Genomic DNA, 20951 nt, shown 5'->3' on the forward strand with positions numbered 1-20951 from the left:
AATCAATGACGATATCTTGCTCTTTGGCAACAACAGAATTATCAAAGTACTCGAAAACAAATTGGTCGTTCCCTGCACCGCCAGATAAGGTATCACTTCCAGCGCCACCTAATAATTGATCGTTTCCACCCAGCCCAGAAAGGGTATCATTACCGTTTAAGCCTTGAATAGTATCATTTCCAGAAGTGCCGACTAGATTATCGTTATTGTTTGTTCCTAGAATAGCCATGATTTTATCCTCTTTTTTGAGTTTTAAGATAGTGCAGGCATTTTGAAATGTAGACAAAAATTCTTATGGATTGAATATCAAAATCAATCTTGATTTTGAAAAAAAATCCACGACAAAACACGGGGTTAATTTATAGCAGGAAACAGGCAACAAGTAACAGGCTTCAAAATCTCTTGATGCCGATGTTTAACAATCAGTTGATGTGCTAATGTTACTGACTACTGCTACAAGTGGTTAAACCCATAAAAAATAGAGCGATCGCTTTTTTCTAAATTGATACTGTTACTGAATTGATCGTATAAGAATCCGAGTAATTAACTAGATTAAGTATACAGATAATATAACGATATCAGTTAATTTAAGTAATAATTTAATACCTAGTGGTTTCACTGATTGACTAAGTTTAATCAAACATCATATTACTGATATGAAACTTAGACTTTTCATAAAAGATTGCCCACACCTGAGTCACAAGTGTGGGCGATTCGTTATGATGGAGAGTTAGCTAAAAAACAGCAGATACTTCTTTTTTAAAGAAAGCTTCTAAAACTCTCTGTGCTATTTGGCGATCGCCCAAACCTAATTCTGCGTTAAATTCATTCGGTTCGGTATGGTTTACTAAAACATCTAGTACGCCAAAAGGCTTGACAAAAATCAGAATATCTGCATCTAACAAGGCTTAGGCGATCGCATAAGAGATCGTTTATTAAGTCTCGAAATATGCGTTTAACACACCCTACAAAAATGTTATTTTTACTAGAATTAAGCTTGTTACTTTAACCAAGTCTTCTAGTCATAGGTACGTTTCTGGCAAGTGGATTCCTTCCGAAAAGCTTGATGATAGCTTCAGCAAATTCTTTATTATCGTAAAACTCATGCATTAAAGTAATGGGTTGTGAATAAAGTTTATCGCTCAAAAAGATTGATTTCCAATTTAGTTCGGTACTATTAACAGCTCCAATTTGTGCCATTACTTTGAGGAATTCATAAGCAATCAAACCTTGACCAATGGCAGATGGATGAATGCCGTCTAAACTAAATAGTCCACCTTGTCGTAGTCGCCCGCTTGTATCTGCGTGGTAGTATTTAGTGTTAACTTGGGGATAGATAAAATCGAAATATTCTGGAAAATCATACTGTACTTGTCCAGCATTTCGCTTGAAGGCAATTTCTTGTAAGGCATTAGCAAGTTCAACAATGTGATACCGCGATCGCTGATAGTTACTGTTCTTACTCTTGACCAGTTCTCTAATTATTTGATTGTATTTGCGAATACAGTCATCAATGTAGAGTGCATCTTGTAGCGTTAGGTATAAAGTTCCAGTTTTTCTAACCGTATCCTCTTCAAAAGGAAAATAAGTATAGTATTTGTAGTAAATTGAAGGCCTATCATCTCCAGGGATGTTAATTTCAGTAGTTGGCCCCACGCCTTTTGCTAAAGGTATGATAGTTATCAGTGGTACTGTTCCAACGAAGACATTCCAATCAGGATTGTTGTTACCCTGCATGATTGTATCAACGCGATCGAGCAATTCTTGATATTCAGCCTCAAAATCATTGGGATGCCACAGGTTCCATTGTTCTCTTACCTCCCGGAATGATTCAGGCTTTTGACTTGGGTTTTTGAGAGTCTGATTCGAGTCATTGGGAGTTTGATTAATTTGTAAACTGATGACAGTCCCAAGGGCATTGTTCGATCCTAGCCAGAGAATTAAATTCTCAACTCCTTGAGTTGTGGTTGTATGATGCTTCAACCAATCTAGTTGACTATAGTTGTCATAAATAGGGTTTAAAGATGGGTTGAGAACTTTCAGTGCTGTTCGGTAGAACCCAGCATTAGGTAGACCTAAAAAATCAGGTTTATTTTCTCCTTTTTCGTTACTAATTTCAATTTGGTGTTTACAAATATGGGGTGTAATCATCCAAGAATCAGCAACATCAAAGCCTTGAATTGCTACATTGTGGAAGAATTCAAATCCTCCTGGATAAGGCTGCTTAGCACTACCTCCTTGGCGTTCATAGTAATCTTCAGCTTCATCTAATACTTTCTCAATAGTTGGCAATATGGTGACCCAATCGAAGCCGTTGATATCTGAGCCATATTTTTTCTCCAAACGTCGTAAAATATTCTCAATATTGGCTGGTAGTCCACCCATTGGCCATTCAGGGTAAAGATATTCAGCACCAACTTGTAGCCCGATTGACTTAGCAATCAAAGTTGAAAAGCAAAGGTCTGTCCGGGCTGCTGCCAAAGACATAAAGCCTTGAGAAATACTGTCACCAATTGTAAATAGTTTCATAAGTTTTCCCAAATTTAATAAAATTATCGCCCACACTTGAATCACAAGTGTGGGCGATAATTTTATTCTTACAAAGAATTAGCTAAACAACAGCAGATACTTGTTGTTTAAAGAAAGCTGACAAAACTCTCTCTGCTATTTGATGGCTAGTCAAACCTAATTCTGTCTTCGATTCATTGGGTTCGGCGTGGTCTACTAACACATCTGGTACACCAAAACGCTTGACAGGAACGAGAATATCTGCATCTAATAAAGCTTCGGCGATCGCACTACCAAAGCCACCCATGACACAGCCTTCCTCTAAGGTGACAACGCGTCCGATTTTCTTAGCTAAAGGCAAAATCAACTCGGTGTCCAAAGGCTTAACGAAACGGGCATTAATCACAGTTGCTTCAATGCCGTGTTCACTCAAGATTTCAGCCGCTTGCATTCCTGGATAAACCATTGTGCCATAGCCGACAATTAACACGTCATCGCCTGTACGTAAAATTTCGCCTTTGCCGATTTCCAGAGGTTCCCAGCCTTCTTCCATCAGAGGAACGCCGTAGCCATTGCCACGCGGGTAACGCATGGCGATGGGGCCGCTAGTATGGTTAACGCCAGTTACTATCATGCGTTGCAGTTCTGCTTCGTCTTTGGGCGCCATCACTACCATGTTAGGAATGCAACGCAGATAAGCGATGTCATACATACCTTGGTGGGTGGGGCCATCGGAACCAACAATTCCTGCCCTGTCTAAGCAGAAGAAGACTGGTAAGTTTTGGATGCAGACATCATGAATGATCTGGTCGTAGGCGCGTTGCAAGAAGGTAGAGTAAATGGCGGCGATGGGACGCATTCCTTCAGTTGCCAGTCCAGCTGCTAAAGTCACAGCGTGTTGTTCAGCAATACCGACATCTATATATTGATTGGGCAGTTTTGCTTGCAGTTTATCTAAACCTGTTCCGGTTGCCATCGCCGCAGTAATGCCGACGATTTTCGGGTTTTGTTCGGCAAGTTTCACCAAAGTGTGAGAAAAGACTTTGGCATAAGCTGGCGGTTTGGGTTTGCTGGAGGGAATAGCTTTGCCAGTTGCTACATTGAAGGGGCTTTGGGCATGGTAACCTACTTGGTCTTGTTCGGCGATTTCATAACCTTTGCCCTTGACTGTTGCCACATGTACCAAAACTGGGCCTGGTATTTGATGTGCTTGTTGGAAGGTGGCAATTAATTCTTCTAAATTATGTCCATCAACTGGGCCGATGTAGGTAAAGCCGAGTTCTTCAAAAACTGCACCCACCTTGGGAACAGCTAAGCGTTTCATACCTTCTTTGATGCGTCCGAGTTCCGGAGACAGAGATTCACCAACGAAGGGAATTTGTTTAAACTGTTCCTCAAGATTATCTTTAATAAATTGCACTGGTTGGCTGAGGCGCATTTTGTTCAGATAGCGGGGAATCGCGCCCACGTTGCGAGATATGGACATGTCGTTGTCGTTGAGAACAACCAACAAATTAGTTTTCGGCAAGTGTCCCGCATGGTTGATGGCTTCTAAAGCCATACCTCCTGTAAGTGCGCCATCGCCAATGACAGCCACGGCTTTAAATTTTTCGCCTTTTAAATCTCGCGCTAAAGCCATACCCAATGCAGCTGAAATACTGGTGGAAGCATGTCCAGCACCAAAATGATCGAATTTGTTTTCACAACGCTTGAGATAACCGGCAACTCCGTCCTTTTGTCTGAGGGTATGGAAGGAATCGTAACGTCCTGTAAGTAGTTTGTGGGGATAAGCTTGGTGTCCTACATCCCAAATGACTTTATCCCGATCTAAGTCCAGTGTTTGATAAAGCCCTAGTGTTAATTCTACGACACCCAACCCTGGTCCCAAATGTCCACCATTAACCGCTACGGTTTGAAGATGCTTATCTCGAATTTGACGGGCAATTTGTTGCAGTTGTCGAACGGATAAACCGTGCAACTGATTGGGATGAGTAATTTCGCTCAGATGCATATTACAGGGTTTTCCTCTCTAATTTCTGGTTTCGGTATCTATGATTTTCCCACGGTCGGGTTATCCACATAATCAGACTGTTACATTGTTACTAAGTTGTAGCGGAAAGTATAACTTCGTAATTGATAACCCCTAAAAATGTGCCAATCATTAACAATTCGTCAAAAAAGAATTCAAACTATATCAGCCCTTGCTGTGAATTTTCAACTTAAGTACAAGGCAACAACCAACAGGCAATTAATCTTTCCCCATTGCCTATTACCTACTCCCTTTTGCCTTTTAAAGCTACCTCACGCATGTTTGTTGTCTTGGTTTGATACCACCAGATGTTCTGCTGTGCGATCGCCACTTCATTTGTTTACCATAACTTTGTCAGTAAAGCTACTCGGTTTTTTCCTCCAAATTCAGTACTAACTTCGTAACTTAAACTTTATTTTTCTTAATAAACTTTATCATATTTGTTGCATAAATGGCAAAGAAAATGCTGAAAAACAATATAACATAAGGCTTATAAATTAAGCTGTGAAATAAATCCCATAAAATAATACTTAAACATAAAGTAGATAATAATTACATATATTATTACTTGGCAAAAATAGCTGTATGTACAAAATAACACTGTTATACTTACCCGGAAAAATTAGCAGCTATTGGTTGTGTTGTTGGTCACCAAGTCAGCATTAGATGTACTGCTAATGAATACGAGCTTTACACTGTCAAGCAAGCACCCCAAGAGAACCCAGAGAATATTCTTTATGTTACAGCCCCAGGGCGATCGCGTTTAGCAGCAACTTGATTCCCATTTAATGCTACCGTGGATTCACAAGTAGTTCATTCCACATTCACAGATAGAAGAAGCAGAAGCTATGCATTAGCTTTTCACGGCTTGTCGCAAAGCAAGATTTTAATTAGTGGCAGTGATAGGCTTCCGCTTAAAGAAGAAATTCAGCAAGCAATTGAAAATGCGATCGAAAAATCCTTGCTAGTATTAACTAGAATGTCATAATTGGTTTGTGGAGCTGGAACAAGTCGCAGTCTAATAACCAAAAGACTTGACAAATCTCATCCTCGAATAAATATTGCTGATGTCACAGCTTAAACAGAGGTAATTATTGTGACATTAAAGGCTCGAATGAGTCTTGTTTTGAGGTTTTAAGTTGTTAAATAATCCACAATCCACTAATGCTATATAGACGATTTGGACGCACAGAATTACAGATGCCGGTCTTTTCCTGCGGCGGCATGAGATATCAGTTCAAATGGCAAGATGTTCCTGAGTCAGAAATTCCTGCTAAGAACCAGGCTAATCTAGAAGCGACCATTAAAAAAGCTGTGGAAGTTGGAATTAATCACATTGAAACTGCCCGCGGTTATGGCACTTCCGAAATGCAATTGGGAAGAATATTGCCCAAGTTTCCCCGCGCAAAGTTGATTGTTCAGACCAAAGTCGGTCCAAGAGAAGATGCAAAAGAATTCCGCGAAAATTTTGAGAAATCGTTGCAATATCTCCAACTAGATTATGTTGACCTTTTAGGTTTGCATGGCATTAATACTCGTGAGTCGTTGGACTACAGTATTCGTCCCGGCGGCTGTTTAGATGTGGTACGTCAGTTACAAGCAGAGGGAAAAGTGAGATTTGTTGGCTTTTCTACACATGGCCCAACAGATGTAATTGTGCAGACAATTAATACTAATCAATTTGATTATGTAAACCTGCACTGGTACTACATTAATCAATGGAATTGGGCAGCAATTGAAGCAGCTAAACGTCAAGATATGGGGGTATTTATTATTAGCCCATCTGATAAAGGAGGTTTGTTATATCAACCACCGCAAAAATTAGTCAATCTTTGCGCTCCTTTGAGTCCAATGGTGTTTAATGATTTGTTTTGTTTGAGCCATCACCAAGTACATACATTGAGTTTGGGAGCAGCAAAACCAGAAGATTTTGACGAACATTTGAAGACTTTAGAATTAGTAGATAGAGCATCAGAAATTCTGCCACCAATTTTGGCACGGTTAGAAGCAGAAGCGATCGCCACTTTGGGAGAAGATTGGGTAAAAACCTGGGAAGATAATTTACCCACACTTGATAAAACGCCTGGTGAGATAAATATTCGGGTGATTTTGTGGTTGTGGAATTTAGCGATCGCCTACGATTTGGTAGACTATGGCAAAATGCGTTATAACCTGCTTGGTAATGCTAGTCATTGGTTTCCTGGGAATAAGAGCGATCAATTAAACGAATTAGACTTGCGCCAATGTCTCGCCGCTAGTCCTCACGCAGATAAAATACCTCGAATTCTCCACAAAGCACATCAATTGTTGGCGGGTGAAGAAGTAAAACGATTGTCTCAACAGTAAGTCTGAGGTTAGGCACATTAAATCACCCAACAGTTAATAGTAAACAGTTATCACAGGCTTTTCTGCTGATAACTGTTTACTGCTAACTGATAGGGAAGATGGGGAGAAGAGAAGAAATTGCAGCAGTCTTTCCCCTTTGCCTTTGAGCCTCTTCGGCTCCATGCTAATCAGATGTTGTAGTATTTGCTGATTTATTTGCCTTTGGTACAACTAGCACCTTATCAACGCGGTTACCATCCATATCCATAACTTCAATTCGCATACCTTCCCATTCAAAATGATCTGCTGCGGCGGGAATACGACCTAAATGAGTGATGACAAAACCACCTAAGGTTTGATAACTGCCACGTTCCTCAGATTCCCATTCTTCCATACCGAAAAGTTCCAAAAACTCTTCCACAGGTAACATTCCATCCAGAAGCCAAGAACCATCTTCCCGTTGCACGGCTTGTGGTTCATCTTGCCCATCTGTGGAAGGAACATCACCCACAATTTCGCTCATAATGTCGTTGAGAGTGACTAATCCTTGAATTACGCCGTATTCATCAACTACCAGTGCCATGTGAGTGACGGTTTGCTTAAATAATTCCAAAACTTTCAAACCACGGGTACTTTCTGGTACAAAGACAGGTTGCCGCAATCCTACTGTTAAGTCTAGCTGTTCACCTCGAAAACTCCTAGCTAATAAGTCGGTAACTGGGATTACACCCAAGACATTATCAAGTCCCCCTTGACAAACTGGATACCGGGAGTAGGCACTATCAACCATTTTTTGGCGATTTTCTTCAGCACTGTCATCTAAATCTAGCCAGACGATATCAGGACGAGGCGTCATTAAATAGCTTACAGGGCGATCGCCTAAACGAAAAACTCGTTCTACCATATCCTGTTCGGCTTCCTCAAAGGTTCCCGCCTCAGTACCTTGCTCGATTAAGATTTTAATTTCTTCTTCAGTGACTTGCGGTTCAGTTGATTGGGTTACGCCTAACAATCTCAGTACCATATCTGTAGAAGCACTTAAAAGATGTACCATTGGAGAAGCGATCGCCGATAAGGCACGCATGGGAATAGCTACAAATGCTGCGATACCTTCTGGGTTATTTAATGCCAAACGCTTCGGCACTAATTCGCCGATAATCAGTGACAAATAGGTAATAATCAACACTACAATTCCAAAAGATAGCGGTTCGCTATAAGATGCCAAGGCAGGGACAAGTCGCACATAGACTGCCAGTCGGTTAGCAATTGTCGCTCCTCCAAAAGCACCAGTCAGAATACCGATGAGAGAAATACCTACTTGAATGGTTGACAAGAAATTATTTGGAGACTCAGCGAGTTTGAGTGCTACCCTTGCCTTAGCATCCCCTTGATTAGCAAGCTGCTGTAGTCTAACTTTCCGTGCTGAGACAATTGCCATCTCAGACATCGAAAATACGCCATTGGCAATGATTAACACCAAGATGATTAAAATTTCAAAAGTGATGGAGGACATGTTTAAAGTTGCCGCTTATCAGAGCGAACGTAGCTCAATCCTTAGTATCTAGTATTAAAGGTGTTTCGATAAATTGTTTGACTATACACAAAGTAATAGTTATGAGTTGTTGATTTTATGATGTCGTTGTACATTATTCTTCCTGAGAATGAATAAGAGGGCTGTTAACACTTTTAAAATGGTGGACATAACCTGCCTGAAGATTTTCAACAAGCGCCAAGACTTCCATTGTTAGTAGAACTTATGTCATTTTCTTCTATTGTGCGTGCCTTAGGGCGATCGCCGCTCACTACTGAATTTATTTCTAAGTTAAATCGCCAACAACAATTGCGGTTAAATGGCATTCCCCGGTTGCCAAAGGGTTTGGTGGCTTCGGCATTGGCGCAAACTCAGGGTAGGAATTTGTTCGTGGTATCTGCCACTCTGGAAGAAGCTGGACGCGTTTACGCACAACTGGAGGCAATGGGATGGCAAACAGTACATTTTTACCCCACCTCTGAAGCTTCTCCTTACGAACCTTTTGACCCAGAAACAGAAATGAGTTGGGGGCAAATGCAGGTGTTGGCGGATTTGGTCAAAAGTCAAGAGTCATTAGAAACAAACCAAAGGACAAATGACAAAGGACAAACGACAAATATCGCAATTGTGGCAACTCAAGGGGCGCTACAACCTCATTTACCACCACCAGAAGCTTTTCAAGAATTTTGCTTGACGCTGAAGCGGGGGATGGAATTAGACCTGAATGCTTTTAGTGAGAAAGTAACTATTTTGGGGTACGAACGAGTACCTCTGGTGGAAACTGAAGGGCAGTGGAGTCGGCGTGGCGATATTGTTGATGTCTTCCCGGTTTCCTCGGAGTTACCAGTCAGGCTGGAATGGTTTGGCGACGAAATCGAACAAATACGAGAATTTGACCCAGCAACTCAACGTTCTGCCCTTGACAAAGTTGAGCAGTTAATTCTCACCCCAACGAGCTTTGCTCCCATCATCACGGCACCACTCAAGGATAGTGCCGAGTTTCGAGTTTTGAGTGCTCAGTTAAATTCTGACTCAGCACTCAGCAATGGGAACTCATCATTGATTGAAGGTAGCCGTCGTTTTTTAGGTTTAGCGTTCGAGCAACCAGCATCCCTGCTAGACTACTTACCAGAAAACACCTTGATTGCTATTGATGAACCAGAACAGTGTCATGCTCATAGCGATCGCTGGGTAGAAAATGCTGAAGAACAATGGTCACTCATCAGTCATCAGTCATCAGTCATCAGTGGACTACCGAAAATTCATCGGTCGTTTGATGAGTCTTTGGCTGATGTTGCCAAATTTCAAACACTATATTTATCGGAACTGTCGGAAGAAAATGATGGAATTAATCTGGCGAGTAGATCTGTTCCGGTGACGCCACATCAGTTTGCTAAATTAGCTGAAACTATCCGCCACGAACGCGATCGCAATTTCTCTATCTGGCTGATTTCTGCTCAACCTTCGCGTTCTGTGTCGCTGTTACAAGAACATGATTGTCCGGCTCAATTTATTCCCAATCCCCGCGACTACCTAGCAATTGATAAGCTACAAATCAACCATACTCCAGTCGCACTTAAATATTCTGGGCTGGCGGAACTAGAAGGTTTCATTCTGCCTACCTACCGCCTAGTAATCGTTACTGACCGAGAATTTTATGGTCAGCACTCCTTAGCAACTCCCGGTTTTATCCGCAAACGCCACAAAGCTACTTCTAAGCAAGTTGACCCCAATAAGCTACGTCCAGGGGATTATGTGGTTCACAGAAATCATGGTGTTGGCAAATTTGTGAAGCTGGAAAGCTTAACGATTAATGACGAAACTCGTGATTATTTGGTGGTGCAATATGCCGATGGTTTACTGAGAGTCGCAGCCGATCAATTAGGTGCATTATCTCGGTTCCGCGCCGCAGGCGATAAAGCACCAGAACTCAATAAGATGACTGGTAAAGCTTGGGAGAATACCAAAAACAAAGTCCGCAAAGCGATTAAGAAATTGGCGGTGGACTTGCTGAAATTATATGCAGCGCGATCGCAACAACAAGGTTTTACTTTCCCAAGTGATATGCCTTGGCAAGAGGAAATGGAAGACTCTTTCCCTTACCAACCCACAACAGATCAGCTAAAAGCCGTACAAGATGTCAAACGCGACATGGAAAGCGATCGCCCAATGGATCGCTTAGTTTGTGGCGATGTCGGTTTTGGAAAAACGGAAGTGGCGATTCGTGCTGTTTTTAAAGCAGTCACCGCCGGTAAACAAGTGGCACTCTTGGCGCCTACAACTATTTTAACTCAGCAGCACTACCATACACTCAAAGAACGTTTTGCTCCGTACCCGGTGAATGTCGGCTTACTCAATCGCTTTCGTTCCGCTGAAGAACGCCGCGATATTCAAAAGCGATTGGCAACGGGCGAACTCGATGTAGTTGTTGGCACACACCAACTTTTAGGCAAAGGCGTATCATTCAAGGATTTAGGACTGTTGGTGGTGGATGAAGAACAGCGCTTTGGGGTGAACCAAAAAGAGAAAATTAAAAGCTTGAAAACTCAAGTTGACGTGCTGACTCTCTCTGCTACTCCCATCCCCCGTACCCTGTACATGTCTTTGTCGGGAATTCGGGAAATGAGTTTAATTACCACACCACCTCCAACTCGACGCCCGATTAAAACTCACCTCGCACCACTAAATCCGGAAAGCGTGCGTAGTGCCATACGTCAAGAATTAGACAGAGGCGGACAAGTATTTTATGTAGTTCCACGAGTTGAAGGCATTGAAGAAACAACCGCAAGCTTGCGAGAAATGATACCAGGGGGTAGATTTGCGATCGCTCACGGTCAAATGGATGAAAGCGAGTTAGAATCAACCATGCTCACCTTCAGCAATGGTGAAGCAGATATCCTCGTTTGTACGACAATTATCGAATCTGGCTTAGATATTCCGCGAGTCAATACCATCTTAATTGAAGACGCTCATCGCTTCGGCTTGGCTCAACTGTACCAATTACGCGGTCGTGTGGGACGTGCAGGTATCCAAGCTCATGCTTGGCTATTTTATCCCAAGCAACGGACGTTATCTGATGCCGCACGCCAACGTTTACGAGCAATTCAAGAATTTACTCAACTGGGTTCTGGGTATCAATTAGCAATGCGCGACATGGAAATTCGCGGTGTGGGTAACTTGCTAGGTGCTGAACAATCCGGTCAAATGGATGCTATCGGTTTTGATTTATACATGGAAATGCTCGAAGAAGCAATTCGGGAAATTCGCGGTCAAGAAATTCCCCAAGTTGAGGATACCCAGATTGACCTCAACCTGACGGCATTTATCCCAGCAGATTATATTACCGATTTGGATCAAAAGATGAGTGCTTACCGGGCGGTAGCTACAGCGAAATCGAAAGGAGAATTAAAACAGATTGCAGCTGAGTGGAGCGATCGCTATGGTACTTTGCCAGTCCCAGCCAATCAACTATTGCGAGTCATGGAACTCAAACAGTTAGCGAAAAAAATCGGATTTAGCCGGATTAAACCAGAAAACAAGCAACACGTCGTTTTAGAAACACCAATGGAAGAACCAGCTTGGAATTTGTTGGCGGCGAACTTACCAGATAATCTCAAAACCCGCTTTGTCTATTCTCCGGGGAAAGTCACAGTGCGCGGTTTAGGAGTTTTCAAAGCCGACCAACAATTGCAAAGTTTGATTGATGCGTTCGCAAAAATGCAAGGCGCAATTCCAGAGGCAGCTGTTGTTTGACAAGTAGAGACGTAGCAATGCCACGTCTCTACATTGATTCAATTGTTATCTTTGGGTTAGTTTCAGGTATAGGCATTAGGTTAGTTCAAACTCAACGTCTTTGGTTTTATTGTAAAACTGTCTCAAACTTTATTATTTGGAATTATAAAGACGCACATCGCAACCTCACACCCCCAAAGAAGACCAAACAGAGATAATTGATAGTAGGACTTTCCTAACAATACACAGCTATGACTGAGCTACTGGAATTGGCGATATCCCGATTGAAAAGCTTACCTGCCACCGAACAAGATGCGATCGCGGCAATAATTTTGGCAGAACTAGAAGACGAACGCCGTTGGGATGAAGCTTTTGCCCGTTCTCCAGACATACTTGCCAAACTTGCAGCTGAGGCAATGGCTGAATACCGTGCAGGTAAAACCCAAGATTTAGATCCAGATACGTTGTGAAGTCACGTATAACTGCTCAGTTTCGTCAAGAGTTTGCCAATTTACCCGAGCAAGTTCAAGAGCAAACGCGTGAGGCATACCGCCTTTTCAAACAAGATCCTAGCCATCCAAGCTTGCGTTTCAAAAAAGTACATCCAGAACTACCAATTTATTCAGCACGGATTAGCAAAAGTTACCGAGCAGTTGGACAGTTAGATGGAGATACCATTATTTGGTTTTGGCTTGGTTCACACGCCGAGTATGACAGGTTGCTCTCTCAGTTGTAGCGACAACTCAAAAGTTGCTTCTACTCAAACTTTAATACTTCTGTTATGGAGAGCGATCGCTATGGTACTTTGCCAGTCCCAGCCAATCAACTGTTGCGGTTGATTAAAATTCGTTAAATATCTCTCTTATAAGAAAACAATGTATTATTTTACACTAATATTATTAGTTGAAATTTCATATTTATTTTCAGTGAAGAGGTTCTAATGAAACTGCTTGATGAGTTAGAGATACAGTATGGTTCAAAAAATAAATATATAAAATATATCATGGCAACTTAGCAGAAATACCTGTTGAAGAAGCCGTTGACATCCTAGTGGTATCTGCCTTTCCTAATGACTATGTGCCAACGCCTACATCGTTAATTGGCGCTCTTCATCGCAAAGGCGTTTCTGTCGCTGAACTAGCTCAGACAAAGGCAGTTGATTTACGCAAATCATTTTCGTGCTGGATGTCACAGGAGATTCATTCGTCCGATCCAGGTATTCAATTCAAGCGGATTCTATGCTTCGAGCCACAGATGCGTGGTCAGCCATCTGAAGTTGTCGGTGAGATATTTCAAAGCTTAATGCTTTTTATTACTCAAAGTCCTTCAATTACGAGTATCGCTATGCCCTTAGTAGCAACTGGCGCTCAACGTGTGCCTTTACTCGATATACTTGAACCCCTTTTAGATGCGGCAGCCCATTGGCTGGCTCTGGGCTTACCAGTTGAAAACTTGAAGATTGTCGAATACTCAGAACTTAAGGCTGCTGAACTCAAAGGTGCATTTTCGGTTTTAAAGCGAAACTATTTGGGATCTTTTGTGAAGTCGAGTTCTAAATTCAAGTACGATCTTTTTATTAGCTATTCCCACCTCAATATGGATGAAGTCATTTTTTTAGCTGAAGAGCTTCATCGACAGGGCCCAAATCTTCGTATTTTTCTTGACCGTAAAAATCTTAATACAGGGGTGTCTTGGCAGCAAGAGCTTTACGATGCTCTTGATGATTGTCGCAAAGTTGTGGCTGTATATTCACCAACTTATCTAAGTTCAAAGGTTTGTAAAGAGGAGTTCAACATTGCTATGTTCAGGCATCGTGAATCAGAAGACAGTGTTTTATTGCCGATTTATCTATACAGCACAGAGTTACCAACTTATATGAGACTTATTCAATTCATTGATTGTCGTGAAGCAGATCAAGATAAGCTCCGCAAAGCTTGTAAGGAAATTTTAGCAACTCTATAAAGATAAGTGCTCCTAGCCCGCAAATATAGTTGTTTGGGATGGAAATATGTACCTAGTTCTACTTTGATTAAACAGAAGCAAGGTAAATTATTCTTTGTAGGTTACTCTGGTAAGTGATCCCACATAAAAGGTTTTATTATATACAATTAAATACCACCATAGTTGTTTATGAAAAATATTTCGACAAGCAAGAATTGGGACACTTTTCTCTATGAAGATAAACACGCCTTTGTCTGGCAGTATGGCGAAGACTTGTTGCAACTACTCAACCCCCAGTCAGGAGAATCAATTTTAGATCTCGGTTGTGGAACTGGACAACTCACAGAAAAAATTGCCCAAGCTGGTGCCCAAGTATGGGGAATTGATAGCGCACTCGCGATGATTGAAAAAGCAAGAGAAAACTATCCCCATATCCGCTTTGATGTTGCCGATGCGACAAATTTTCAAGTTGAACAACCCTTTGATGCTGTGTTTTCCAACGCTGTATTGCATTGGGTGAAACAAGCAGATAGCGCGATCGCTTCCATACACCAAAGCCTAAAACCCGGAGGGCGTTTTGTAGCCGAGTTTGGTGGTAAGGGGAATGTTTTGGCGATCGCCACAGCTTTATCCAAGGCCTTAGAAGCAATTAATATCCCTGCACAAGCCCTAAATCCTTGGTATTTCCCTAGTATTGGTGAATACGCCACCCTATTAGAACAGCAAGGCTTTGATGTCATCTATAGCACCTTGTTTGCTCGTCCAACTCCTTTAGCAGAAGGAGAGGCAGGTATGGCAAACTGGATTCGGATGTTCGCCAGCAGTTTTTTAACAGGACTTTCTGATGAGCAACAAATACAAGTAATTCGCGTCGTGGAGGAATATCTTAAGCCAACACTGTATCAACAAGGAAATTGGACAGCAGACTATCGAAGAATTCGCATCGTTGCAATTAAGATTTAGATTGTGCGAATTTTGACTTATGCTTTAATTACGAATAAGTATCAGTTATGCATATACCTAAATTGTGCGTAGACGTGAAGCGGCTTGTGATGAGACATGGCCAGACATCATTTTCATTACTACTAACCATTAGCTTCGCTGGTTTACTAATACCGACCTCACTAGCCCAAACACGCCCGATACCGCCGCCTTCTAGTGCGCCTTTAGAACTAGATTTATTGACCAAGCCAACAGACTATATAATCACAGCTAACACCATTAACCCAGTACGATTAACCGTTCCCAGTTTATGGTGGGCACAACAAAATTCTGAGAAAAAGCTATTGGATAATTGGATAGCATATCCAGCTTTTGAAAAAGAACCCGCGCGAGTTGATTTGATAGTTAATCAACAAATTTGGAGCTTATTAGACTATGTAGAACGCTATGATTTTGTGAATCGTTTGGGTAGCACTGCACGGAACTTTCGTTACAATGTCCGGGTATTTAATTATCAAAAAGAATCCTTAGCAACCTACACTTGTAACTTTACTACAAGTCCAGCTTTATGCAGTATCCAGATCGGTACTCAGAACAAGATAGGGTTAGGGCGTTAGAATGCCATTTACAAACGTGCGATAGTCATCTTTAAGGCTGGCCTGTCAGCGGCTGTTCTCGTGTTAGTAACGGTTGTAATCTCTCCCAGTGTTATATACTTGTTGCCCTTCGGTTCATCGTGAGTACACTAAAGATGCTCATTTTTTAGGATACAACGAGTTTGAAAACACGCCCTAGACCTCTTTCTCTTGTACCCCATGCCCAATACCCAATCCCCAGTTCCTAATATAAACGGACACACGGGTAATTGTTATGTCCCAAAAAAATGAAATACCTATTCTTGTTTTATCTATACTAATCACTGTTGGGTTAATAGCTGGTGGTTTTTGGTGGTTCAGCAGAAAATCTGGTGTTGACCTAAATCAAATTAATTCTCGTAGCACCAACACACCCCAACCCCCATCAGGAAAACCTAGTGGCAATCCTTTCGCCTCAGTCCAGGATGTTCCGACTGGATTATTCAATTACGGAGGTAGTACATCTTGGGCACCAATTCGATTAGTTGTTGACCCAGCAATTCAAGCAGCGCGAGCAGAATTTAGGCTGCGTTATGTAGAACCGAGTAATACATCTCCTGGTTCTGGTACTGGTATCCAGTCGCTGATAGATGGTCAACTAGCTTTTGCCCAGTCTTCTCGACCAATTTTAGACCAAGAGTTTAACCGCGCCCAGCAACGTGGGTTCACTTTGAAACAAATTCCTGTAGCAATTGATGGTTTAGCAGTTGCAGTTAACCCAAACCTTAACATTTCAGGACTGACGGTAGACCAGTTAAAGTCAATTTACACTGGCAAAATCAATAATTGGAGCCAGTTGGGCGGTTCCAATATCCCAATCAAGCCTTATTCCCGCCGGATTGTTGATGGCGGTACGGTAGAACTTTTTGTCCAAGATATCTTGGGTGGTCAAGCTTTCAGCTCCAATGTGGAATTTATCTCCACAACCACCCAAGCCTTGCAAAAATTGGCTGGTAGTCCTGGTGGCATTTACTACGCTTCTGCCCCAGAGGTGATTCCTCAATGTTCAATTAGAGCCTTGCCATTGGGGCGCACACAAGGACAATATATTGCTCCCTACCAAGAACCATTTGTCCTCCCGTCTGAATGTCCTGGTAAACGGAACAAGTTGAACATTGAGGCTTTTCAATCAGGAAAGTACCCGATTACGCGCAATCTGTTTGTGGTGGTCAAACAGAATGGTCAGACTGAGCAGCAAGCAGGTGTCGCTTACGCCAACTTACTGCTGACTGAGCAGGGGCAGGAACTGATTACCCAAGCTGGGTTTGTCAAAATTCGCTGACACTGTAATGGTACTCAGACAGAGTGGCGGAAATCGCCCCTCTGAACTGTGGTTTAGCTGGCTCTATTAATCGACTCTGCTGGTAAGCAAATAAGATTATCGCCTTGGGTAAGAATTAAGCCACGTTGACGCAGCTTGCCCATTAAGCGGGTGACGGTGACACGAGTCGAACCAATCGCGCTACCAATTTGGGCATGGGTAAGGGGGAAAGGCAGACAATAGCCGCGAATTACATCCGGATCGGTGTCGCTCATTGCCGGCTCTCCATATTCCTCAATCAACAATGTGAGAAATCCTAAGAGTCGGTCAATTGTGCGGCGTTGTCCCAATGCACTCAGCCACAGCAGCTTACGCTGGTGCTGATATCTAAAGGCATCCATAACTTCCCGGCGGAAGTGAGGCCAGTTGTCTAAGTCGTGCCAGTACATCCACAGCACCGCAGTTTGATCTACATGGGCGTAAGCCTGGAGTGTAAATGGTGACTGAGCAACAATTTCAAATGGCTGTCCCGCTCCAACAAAACCCAAAAACGCTTCTTCTGGAGTTCTGTTGATTCGTCGAGATGTTAGCTGGCTGGCAGTCGCGCTAACCTGGGCGGTTCCTACCATACGGATTGCACCCCTTTGCACCAAATATAGCAATCCAGGTCGGGCTGGAATACGCTCATCTTTGCTGAAGGTGCGGCAGCGGTAGTGTTCCTGAGCCCAGTCAAGAATCCGTTGCCAAGTTAGAAAAGGCCGTGATGCCTCAGAAAAAGAAGATGGAGATTGCATAGGTAACAAAGAGCGTTCGGCTGAAGACAAAGACGTGATCAAAAGGTGCAAGGAGTGTCTTTGTGTTGGCGATGCAGGCTTAACGCCTAACAGCGCCAGCCATCCAAAGAATAGAAAGCAAAGAATTACTCTCTACTCTTTTGTTATACTTCCTACTGTACAATGATGGTAGTAAAGTTTACTCACTATTCATCGATTATTCATCAAATTTTATCCTACTCTCATTTTTCTTCATCTAGATTAAACCTATATCCGGAGATAGGTGACACCAAATTAACAAATATACTTTACAAAGCTATTTACGTAAAATCTTTTGTTTAATAAAATACAAACAGTCAAATATACATCATTTAAACATTTAGTGTATGAGTGTTTAAGTAAATATTTAAGTATTAATACTGAAAGTATCAAAAATGAACACATAAAAGATAAAAAAATTCTTCTATACAAAGATAGAAACAATAGCAAAATTTTGTATACCTCAAGTGTGGCGTTGCAAGTGTCAAACTCTCAGAATCGAAAAGCGATGAAGCTTGCCAATGCGATCGCCATTGATCTATCAGCAACCTGTGGCGACGCTTTTAACGTGCAAATAGTTCCCCCTGGTTGGATACATTTTGAATTAATTGACTCAGCCCTAGCAGCTTGGTTACAAAGTCTGGCAGGGGGGAAGGGGGAGCTAGGGAGTGAAGGAGCAGCGGAGATAGGGGGAGAAAGAATAACCGATGCCCAATACTTCTCTATGAGAGGCCGCGGCAACGGCTACGCTCAGTACAAGTGCCCCATACCCCATGCACTATTTCCTGTTCAATATGCCCATGCGCGTTGTTGTTCGCTAGTGCTACTGGCTCACCGAGAGGGATTGATTGAACTTAGAGAACCACTTGCAAATAGTAGTCCAAATTTTTGGAGCGTTATCTCCCCTAACCCCATACCTTGGCTCAACTGCGATGGAAGATTGCGGCTAAATCACCCAGATGAGCGTCGCTTAATTAGCGAGTTAGTGGGGATAGTGGACAACATAGAGTGTCCTCATGTTAACGGTTCTGTGAAATGGGAAAAGGCAGCGTTGAATTTGAGCCAAGCTTTTGAAAACTTCTGGTGTAATTGCCGCATTTGGGGTGAAGTGAAAATTGTCTCACCAGAGTTAGCCCAAGCTAGGTTGGGATTGCTTATGGCTACCCAGTCAGTATTAAAATTTGTACTGGAGGAAAACCTGAAAATTTTTGCGCCATTGCAGTTATAAAAACTTTCATCACAGCTATTGACTCAATGCATCACCTCGGCTACATTAGCAGGTGTGTGAGGAGCGAACCAGCAGGGGCACCGAGACGAAACACGGCCAGTCGTCGGTGTCCTTTCTGATTGGTATCGGTTAGGTTGGAAAAAGTACCCTTATTGGAGCAAAAACTTTTCGATTGCCACTGCTGCTCCATCTTCATCTACGCTAGGAGCTACCCACTGAGCGATCGCTTGTACTGCTAATGGTGCGTTTCCCATAGCTACACCAATACCCGCATACTCTAGCATTTCCAGATCATTGAAGTTATCACCAATAGTCATAACGTTGGCTAGTTGTAATCCCAACAATTCTTCGGCTAGGTAACGTACAGCAGTTGCCTTATTCACAGAAGCGTTAGTTGCTTCCAGGAAGGTGGCAACAGATGTTGTTAGATAAAGTTCAGCAGGTGTATATTGGCGGCGCAAATTCCCCAATACATGGCTGATGAAATTAGTGTCATCACACAAAGCCAGAATTTTTGTCGGTTCATTCGTTAAAACTTGGCGCAAATCACCCACGGGAATCGGAATAATACCAGAACGTTGTGCATAAATTTCGGTTTCTTTGGTTATTTCCCGGACGTAGAGTTGGTCATTGATGTAGAAGTGGATAGATAAAAGACGCCGCAATTGAGGCTGTTCAAAATAATCGATTAGCTGATGGGCAATTTCCCTGGAAAGCACTAAATGGCGATGAATTTTTTGGGTAGTGGGGTCTTGAATCCAGGCTCCTTGATAAGCCATTAATGGCAAGGTAGAGGCGATTTCTTGGTGAAAGCGCAAGGCTGAACAATACATACGACCTGTAGCGATCGCTACTTGAATGCCTTGTGCTTGTGCCGCAATCAGCGCTTGCTTGACAGGTTCGCTGATGGTGTTGGAGTGTCCGGCGATCGTGCCATCTATATCTACAACCAGTAGTTTAATATCTTTGGCAGCAGCCTGATTACCAGCCGATTCCAGATGTGTGGCAGATGCTTTGTGCATAAATTCCCTAAATTGAAAGTTACAGTTAGAGGTTATACCATTTTAGATTTTGGATTTGAGATTTGCGATTGGGAATAGCGTTCTAAATATGCCAACAAAAAAACCGATTCTCGAAAGAATCGGGGATTTACATTTAAGTTAGAAAACTTGACTGAGAGATAGAAGAAAGAAAATCTAACTACTCAGCAAAAGTCTATGAATTTAACACCTTGATTGAGCTTTTTTTGCGTTGTGACAACAGACAAAGCCCAGCCACTAAACCAATTCCAAGGGTAGTTGATGCTTCAGGTACAGACTTAATTTCTTCGTAGTCATAAGTTACTTTGATACCAGCTTTAGCATATGTATCAATATAGGATCTCATGTTACCCGATCCTGTAACTAGTGAGCTAGCTATAGCTGAGAACAAAAAGTCTATGTTGCCATTACCAATAAAAGACTGCAACAATTGTATATTAGTAAAAGACTGAATACCAGACTGTGTAGCAGTTAAGTTAGAAAGAGTCTTTCCAGATGTGCCACTATAATCAGTGACGCCATCGTATTTGGCAACTTGGTAACTGGAAGTATATTGTGGATTCAGTGCCAACAAAGATTGATTATTTAGTTGTAAACTGAATTCACTGCTAAGATTTACTGTTGTCTGACTTGGCGTTGGACTTCTATTTTCAAAACCTGCATTTCCAAGTATGTCGCCAGTAAATTCTATTGTTACACCTTTAAGTGTGCCTAAAGATGAATCAAATTTTTGGACACTCAAAGTTGCATCAATGATATCTGTAAACTCGTAATTAGTGGAATTAGTGTACGAAAGAGCAGCTGCATTTGCTACTCCAGAAGTTGCAACAATTCCTGCCAAAGTTGTGGCAGCGCCTAGAGTACTCAATAGTTTTGTTGTCATGATGGAAGATGCTTTTCTAAAACGAATCATTACGGGATTACTAAATTATTTCTAACTCTTAACTTTTGCTTCTAGGCTTGATAA

General features: G+C 42.2%; 17 protein-coding genes and 1 pseudogene. 10 read left to right on the forward strand and 8 right to left on the reverse strand.

Features of this window, described 5'->3' with window-relative positions; genetic code table 11:
• The 4 genes and pseudogenes from ACM0OY_RS27850 to dxs form a co-directional block, all read right to left on the reverse strand.
• Positions 1 to 229, reverse strand: a pseudogene (locus ACM0OY_RS27850) (hypothetical protein); the annotation flags it as partial.
• Positions 230 to 734: 505 nt separating this feature from the next.
• Positions 735 to 905 carry a hypothetical protein gene (locus ACM0OY_RS27855; protein WP_414572027.1) on the reverse strand — a complete coding sequence of 57 codons (171 nt, stop codon included), beginning with the start codon at positions 903 to 905 and terminating at the stop codon, positions 735 to 737.
• A 100-nt stretch (positions 906 to 1005) separates the two neighbouring features.
• Positions 1006 to 2529 (reverse strand): hypothetical protein, encoded by a 1524-nt coding sequence (locus ACM0OY_RS27860; protein WP_414572028.1) that lies wholly within the window; start codon positions 2527 to 2529, stop codon positions 1006 to 1008.
• Positions 2530 to 2611: 82 nt separating this feature from the next.
• Complete coding sequence (gene dxs, locus ACM0OY_RS27865) at positions 2612 to 4519, reverse strand: 1-deoxy-D-xylulose-5-phosphate synthase (RefSeq protein WP_414572029.1); 1908 nt, start codon at positions 4517 to 4519, stop codon at positions 2612 to 2614.
• Positions 4520 to 5333: 814 nt separating this feature from the next.
• Between dxs and ACM0OY_RS27870 the strand changes: the two genes are divergently transcribed.
• Complete coding sequence (locus ACM0OY_RS27870) at positions 5334 to 5525, forward strand: hypothetical protein (RefSeq protein WP_414572030.1); 192 nt, start codon at positions 5334 to 5336, stop codon at positions 5523 to 5525.
• 176 nt (positions 5526 to 5701) lie between these two features.
• A complete protein-coding gene (locus tag ACM0OY_RS27875) occupies positions 5702 to 6883 on the forward strand; it encodes an aldo/keto reductase (protein WP_414572031.1) in 1182 nt (393 codons plus the stop codon).
• Between the two features lie 163 nt (positions 6884 to 7046).
• On the opposite strand, the gene ACM0OY_RS27880 is transcribed toward ACM0OY_RS27875, so the two are convergent.
• On the reverse strand, positions 7047 to 8375 hold the full coding sequence (locus tag ACM0OY_RS27880) for a hemolysin family protein (protein ID WP_414572032.1): 1329 nt from the start codon (positions 8373 to 8375) through the stop codon (positions 7047 to 7049).
• 243 nt (positions 8376 to 8618) lie between these two features.
• On the opposite strand from ACM0OY_RS27880, the gene mfd reads away from it, so the two are divergent.
• The 7 genes from mfd (at position 8619) to ACM0OY_RS27915 (ending at position 16925) form a co-directional block, all read left to right on the forward strand.
• Positions 8619 to 12146, forward strand: coding sequence for a transcription-repair coupling factor (mfd, locus tag ACM0OY_RS27885; RefSeq protein WP_414572033.1), 3528 nt, complete (start codon positions 8619 to 8621; stop codon positions 12144 to 12146).
• A 230-nt stretch (positions 12147 to 12376) separates the two neighbouring features.
• Positions 12377 to 12595: a hypothetical protein gene (locus ACM0OY_RS27890; protein ID WP_414572034.1), complete on the forward strand. Its 219-nt coding sequence runs from the start codon at positions 12377 to 12379 to the stop codon at positions 12593 to 12595.
• The gene (locus tag ACM0OY_RS27895; protein WP_414572035.1) at positions 12592 to 12861 is read left to right on the forward strand and encodes a hypothetical protein; all 270 of its coding nucleotides are present in this window, start codon (positions 12592 to 12594) and stop codon (positions 12859 to 12861) included. Before ACM0OY_RS27890 ends, ACM0OY_RS27895 begins: the two co-directional genes overlap by 4 nt.
• 341 nt (positions 12862 to 13202) lie before the next feature.
• A complete protein-coding gene (locus ACM0OY_RS27900) occupies positions 13203 to 14087 on the forward strand; it encodes a TIR domain-containing protein (protein WP_414572036.1) in 885 nt (294 codons plus the stop codon).
• A 168-nt stretch (positions 14088 to 14255) separates the two neighbouring features.
• Positions 14256 to 15029, forward strand: a complete 774-nt coding sequence (locus ACM0OY_RS27905; protein ID WP_414572037.1) for a class I SAM-dependent methyltransferase — start codon at positions 14256 to 14258, stop codon at positions 15027 to 15029.
• An 89-nt stretch (positions 15030 to 15118) separates the two neighbouring features.
• Positions 15119 to 15625, forward strand: coding sequence for a hypothetical protein (locus ACM0OY_RS27910; protein ID WP_414572060.1), 507 nt, complete (start codon positions 15119 to 15121; stop codon positions 15623 to 15625).
• Between the two features lie 253 nt (positions 15626 to 15878).
• Positions 15879 to 16925 (forward strand): PstS family phosphate ABC transporter substrate-binding protein, encoded by a 1047-nt coding sequence (locus ACM0OY_RS27915; protein WP_414572038.1) that lies wholly within the window; start codon positions 15879 to 15881, stop codon positions 16923 to 16925.
• Between the two features lie 53 nt (positions 16926 to 16978).
• Here ACM0OY_RS27915 and ACM0OY_RS27920 read toward each other — a convergent pair whose 3' ends face one another.
• Positions 16979 to 17698: a Crp/Fnr family transcriptional regulator gene (locus tag ACM0OY_RS27920; RefSeq protein ID WP_096536235.1), complete on the reverse strand. Its 720-nt coding sequence runs from the start codon at positions 17696 to 17698 to the stop codon at positions 16979 to 16981.
• A 526-nt stretch (positions 17699 to 18224) separates the two neighbouring features.
• On the opposite strand from ACM0OY_RS27920, the gene ACM0OY_RS27925 reads away from it, so the two are divergent.
• Positions 18225 to 18944: a DALR anticodon-binding domain-containing protein gene (locus ACM0OY_RS27925; protein ID WP_414572039.1), complete on the forward strand. Its 720-nt coding sequence runs from the start codon at positions 18225 to 18227 to the stop codon at positions 18942 to 18944.
• A gap of 149 nt (positions 18945 to 19093) precedes the next feature.
• Here the strand turns inward: ACM0OY_RS27925 and ACM0OY_RS27930 are convergent, their stop codons facing one another.
• Together ACM0OY_RS27930 and ACM0OY_RS27935 are read right to left on the reverse strand one after the other, a co-directional pair.
• Entirely contained in the window at positions 19094 to 19966 is an 873-nt protein-coding gene (locus ACM0OY_RS27930; protein ID WP_414572040.1) for a Cof-type HAD-IIB family hydrolase, read from the reverse strand.
• 193 nt (positions 19967 to 20159) lie between these two features.
• A complete protein-coding gene (locus tag ACM0OY_RS27935) occupies positions 20160 to 20867 on the reverse strand; it encodes a choice-of-anchor E domain-containing protein (protein ID WP_414572041.1) in 708 nt (235 codons plus the stop codon).
• Positions 20868 to 20951: the final 84 nt, after the last annotated feature.

Source organism: Nostoc sp. CCY 9925 (assembly GCF_963920935.1).
GTDB lineage: Bacteria > Cyanobacteriota > Cyanobacteriia > Cyanobacteriales > Nostocaceae > Nostoc.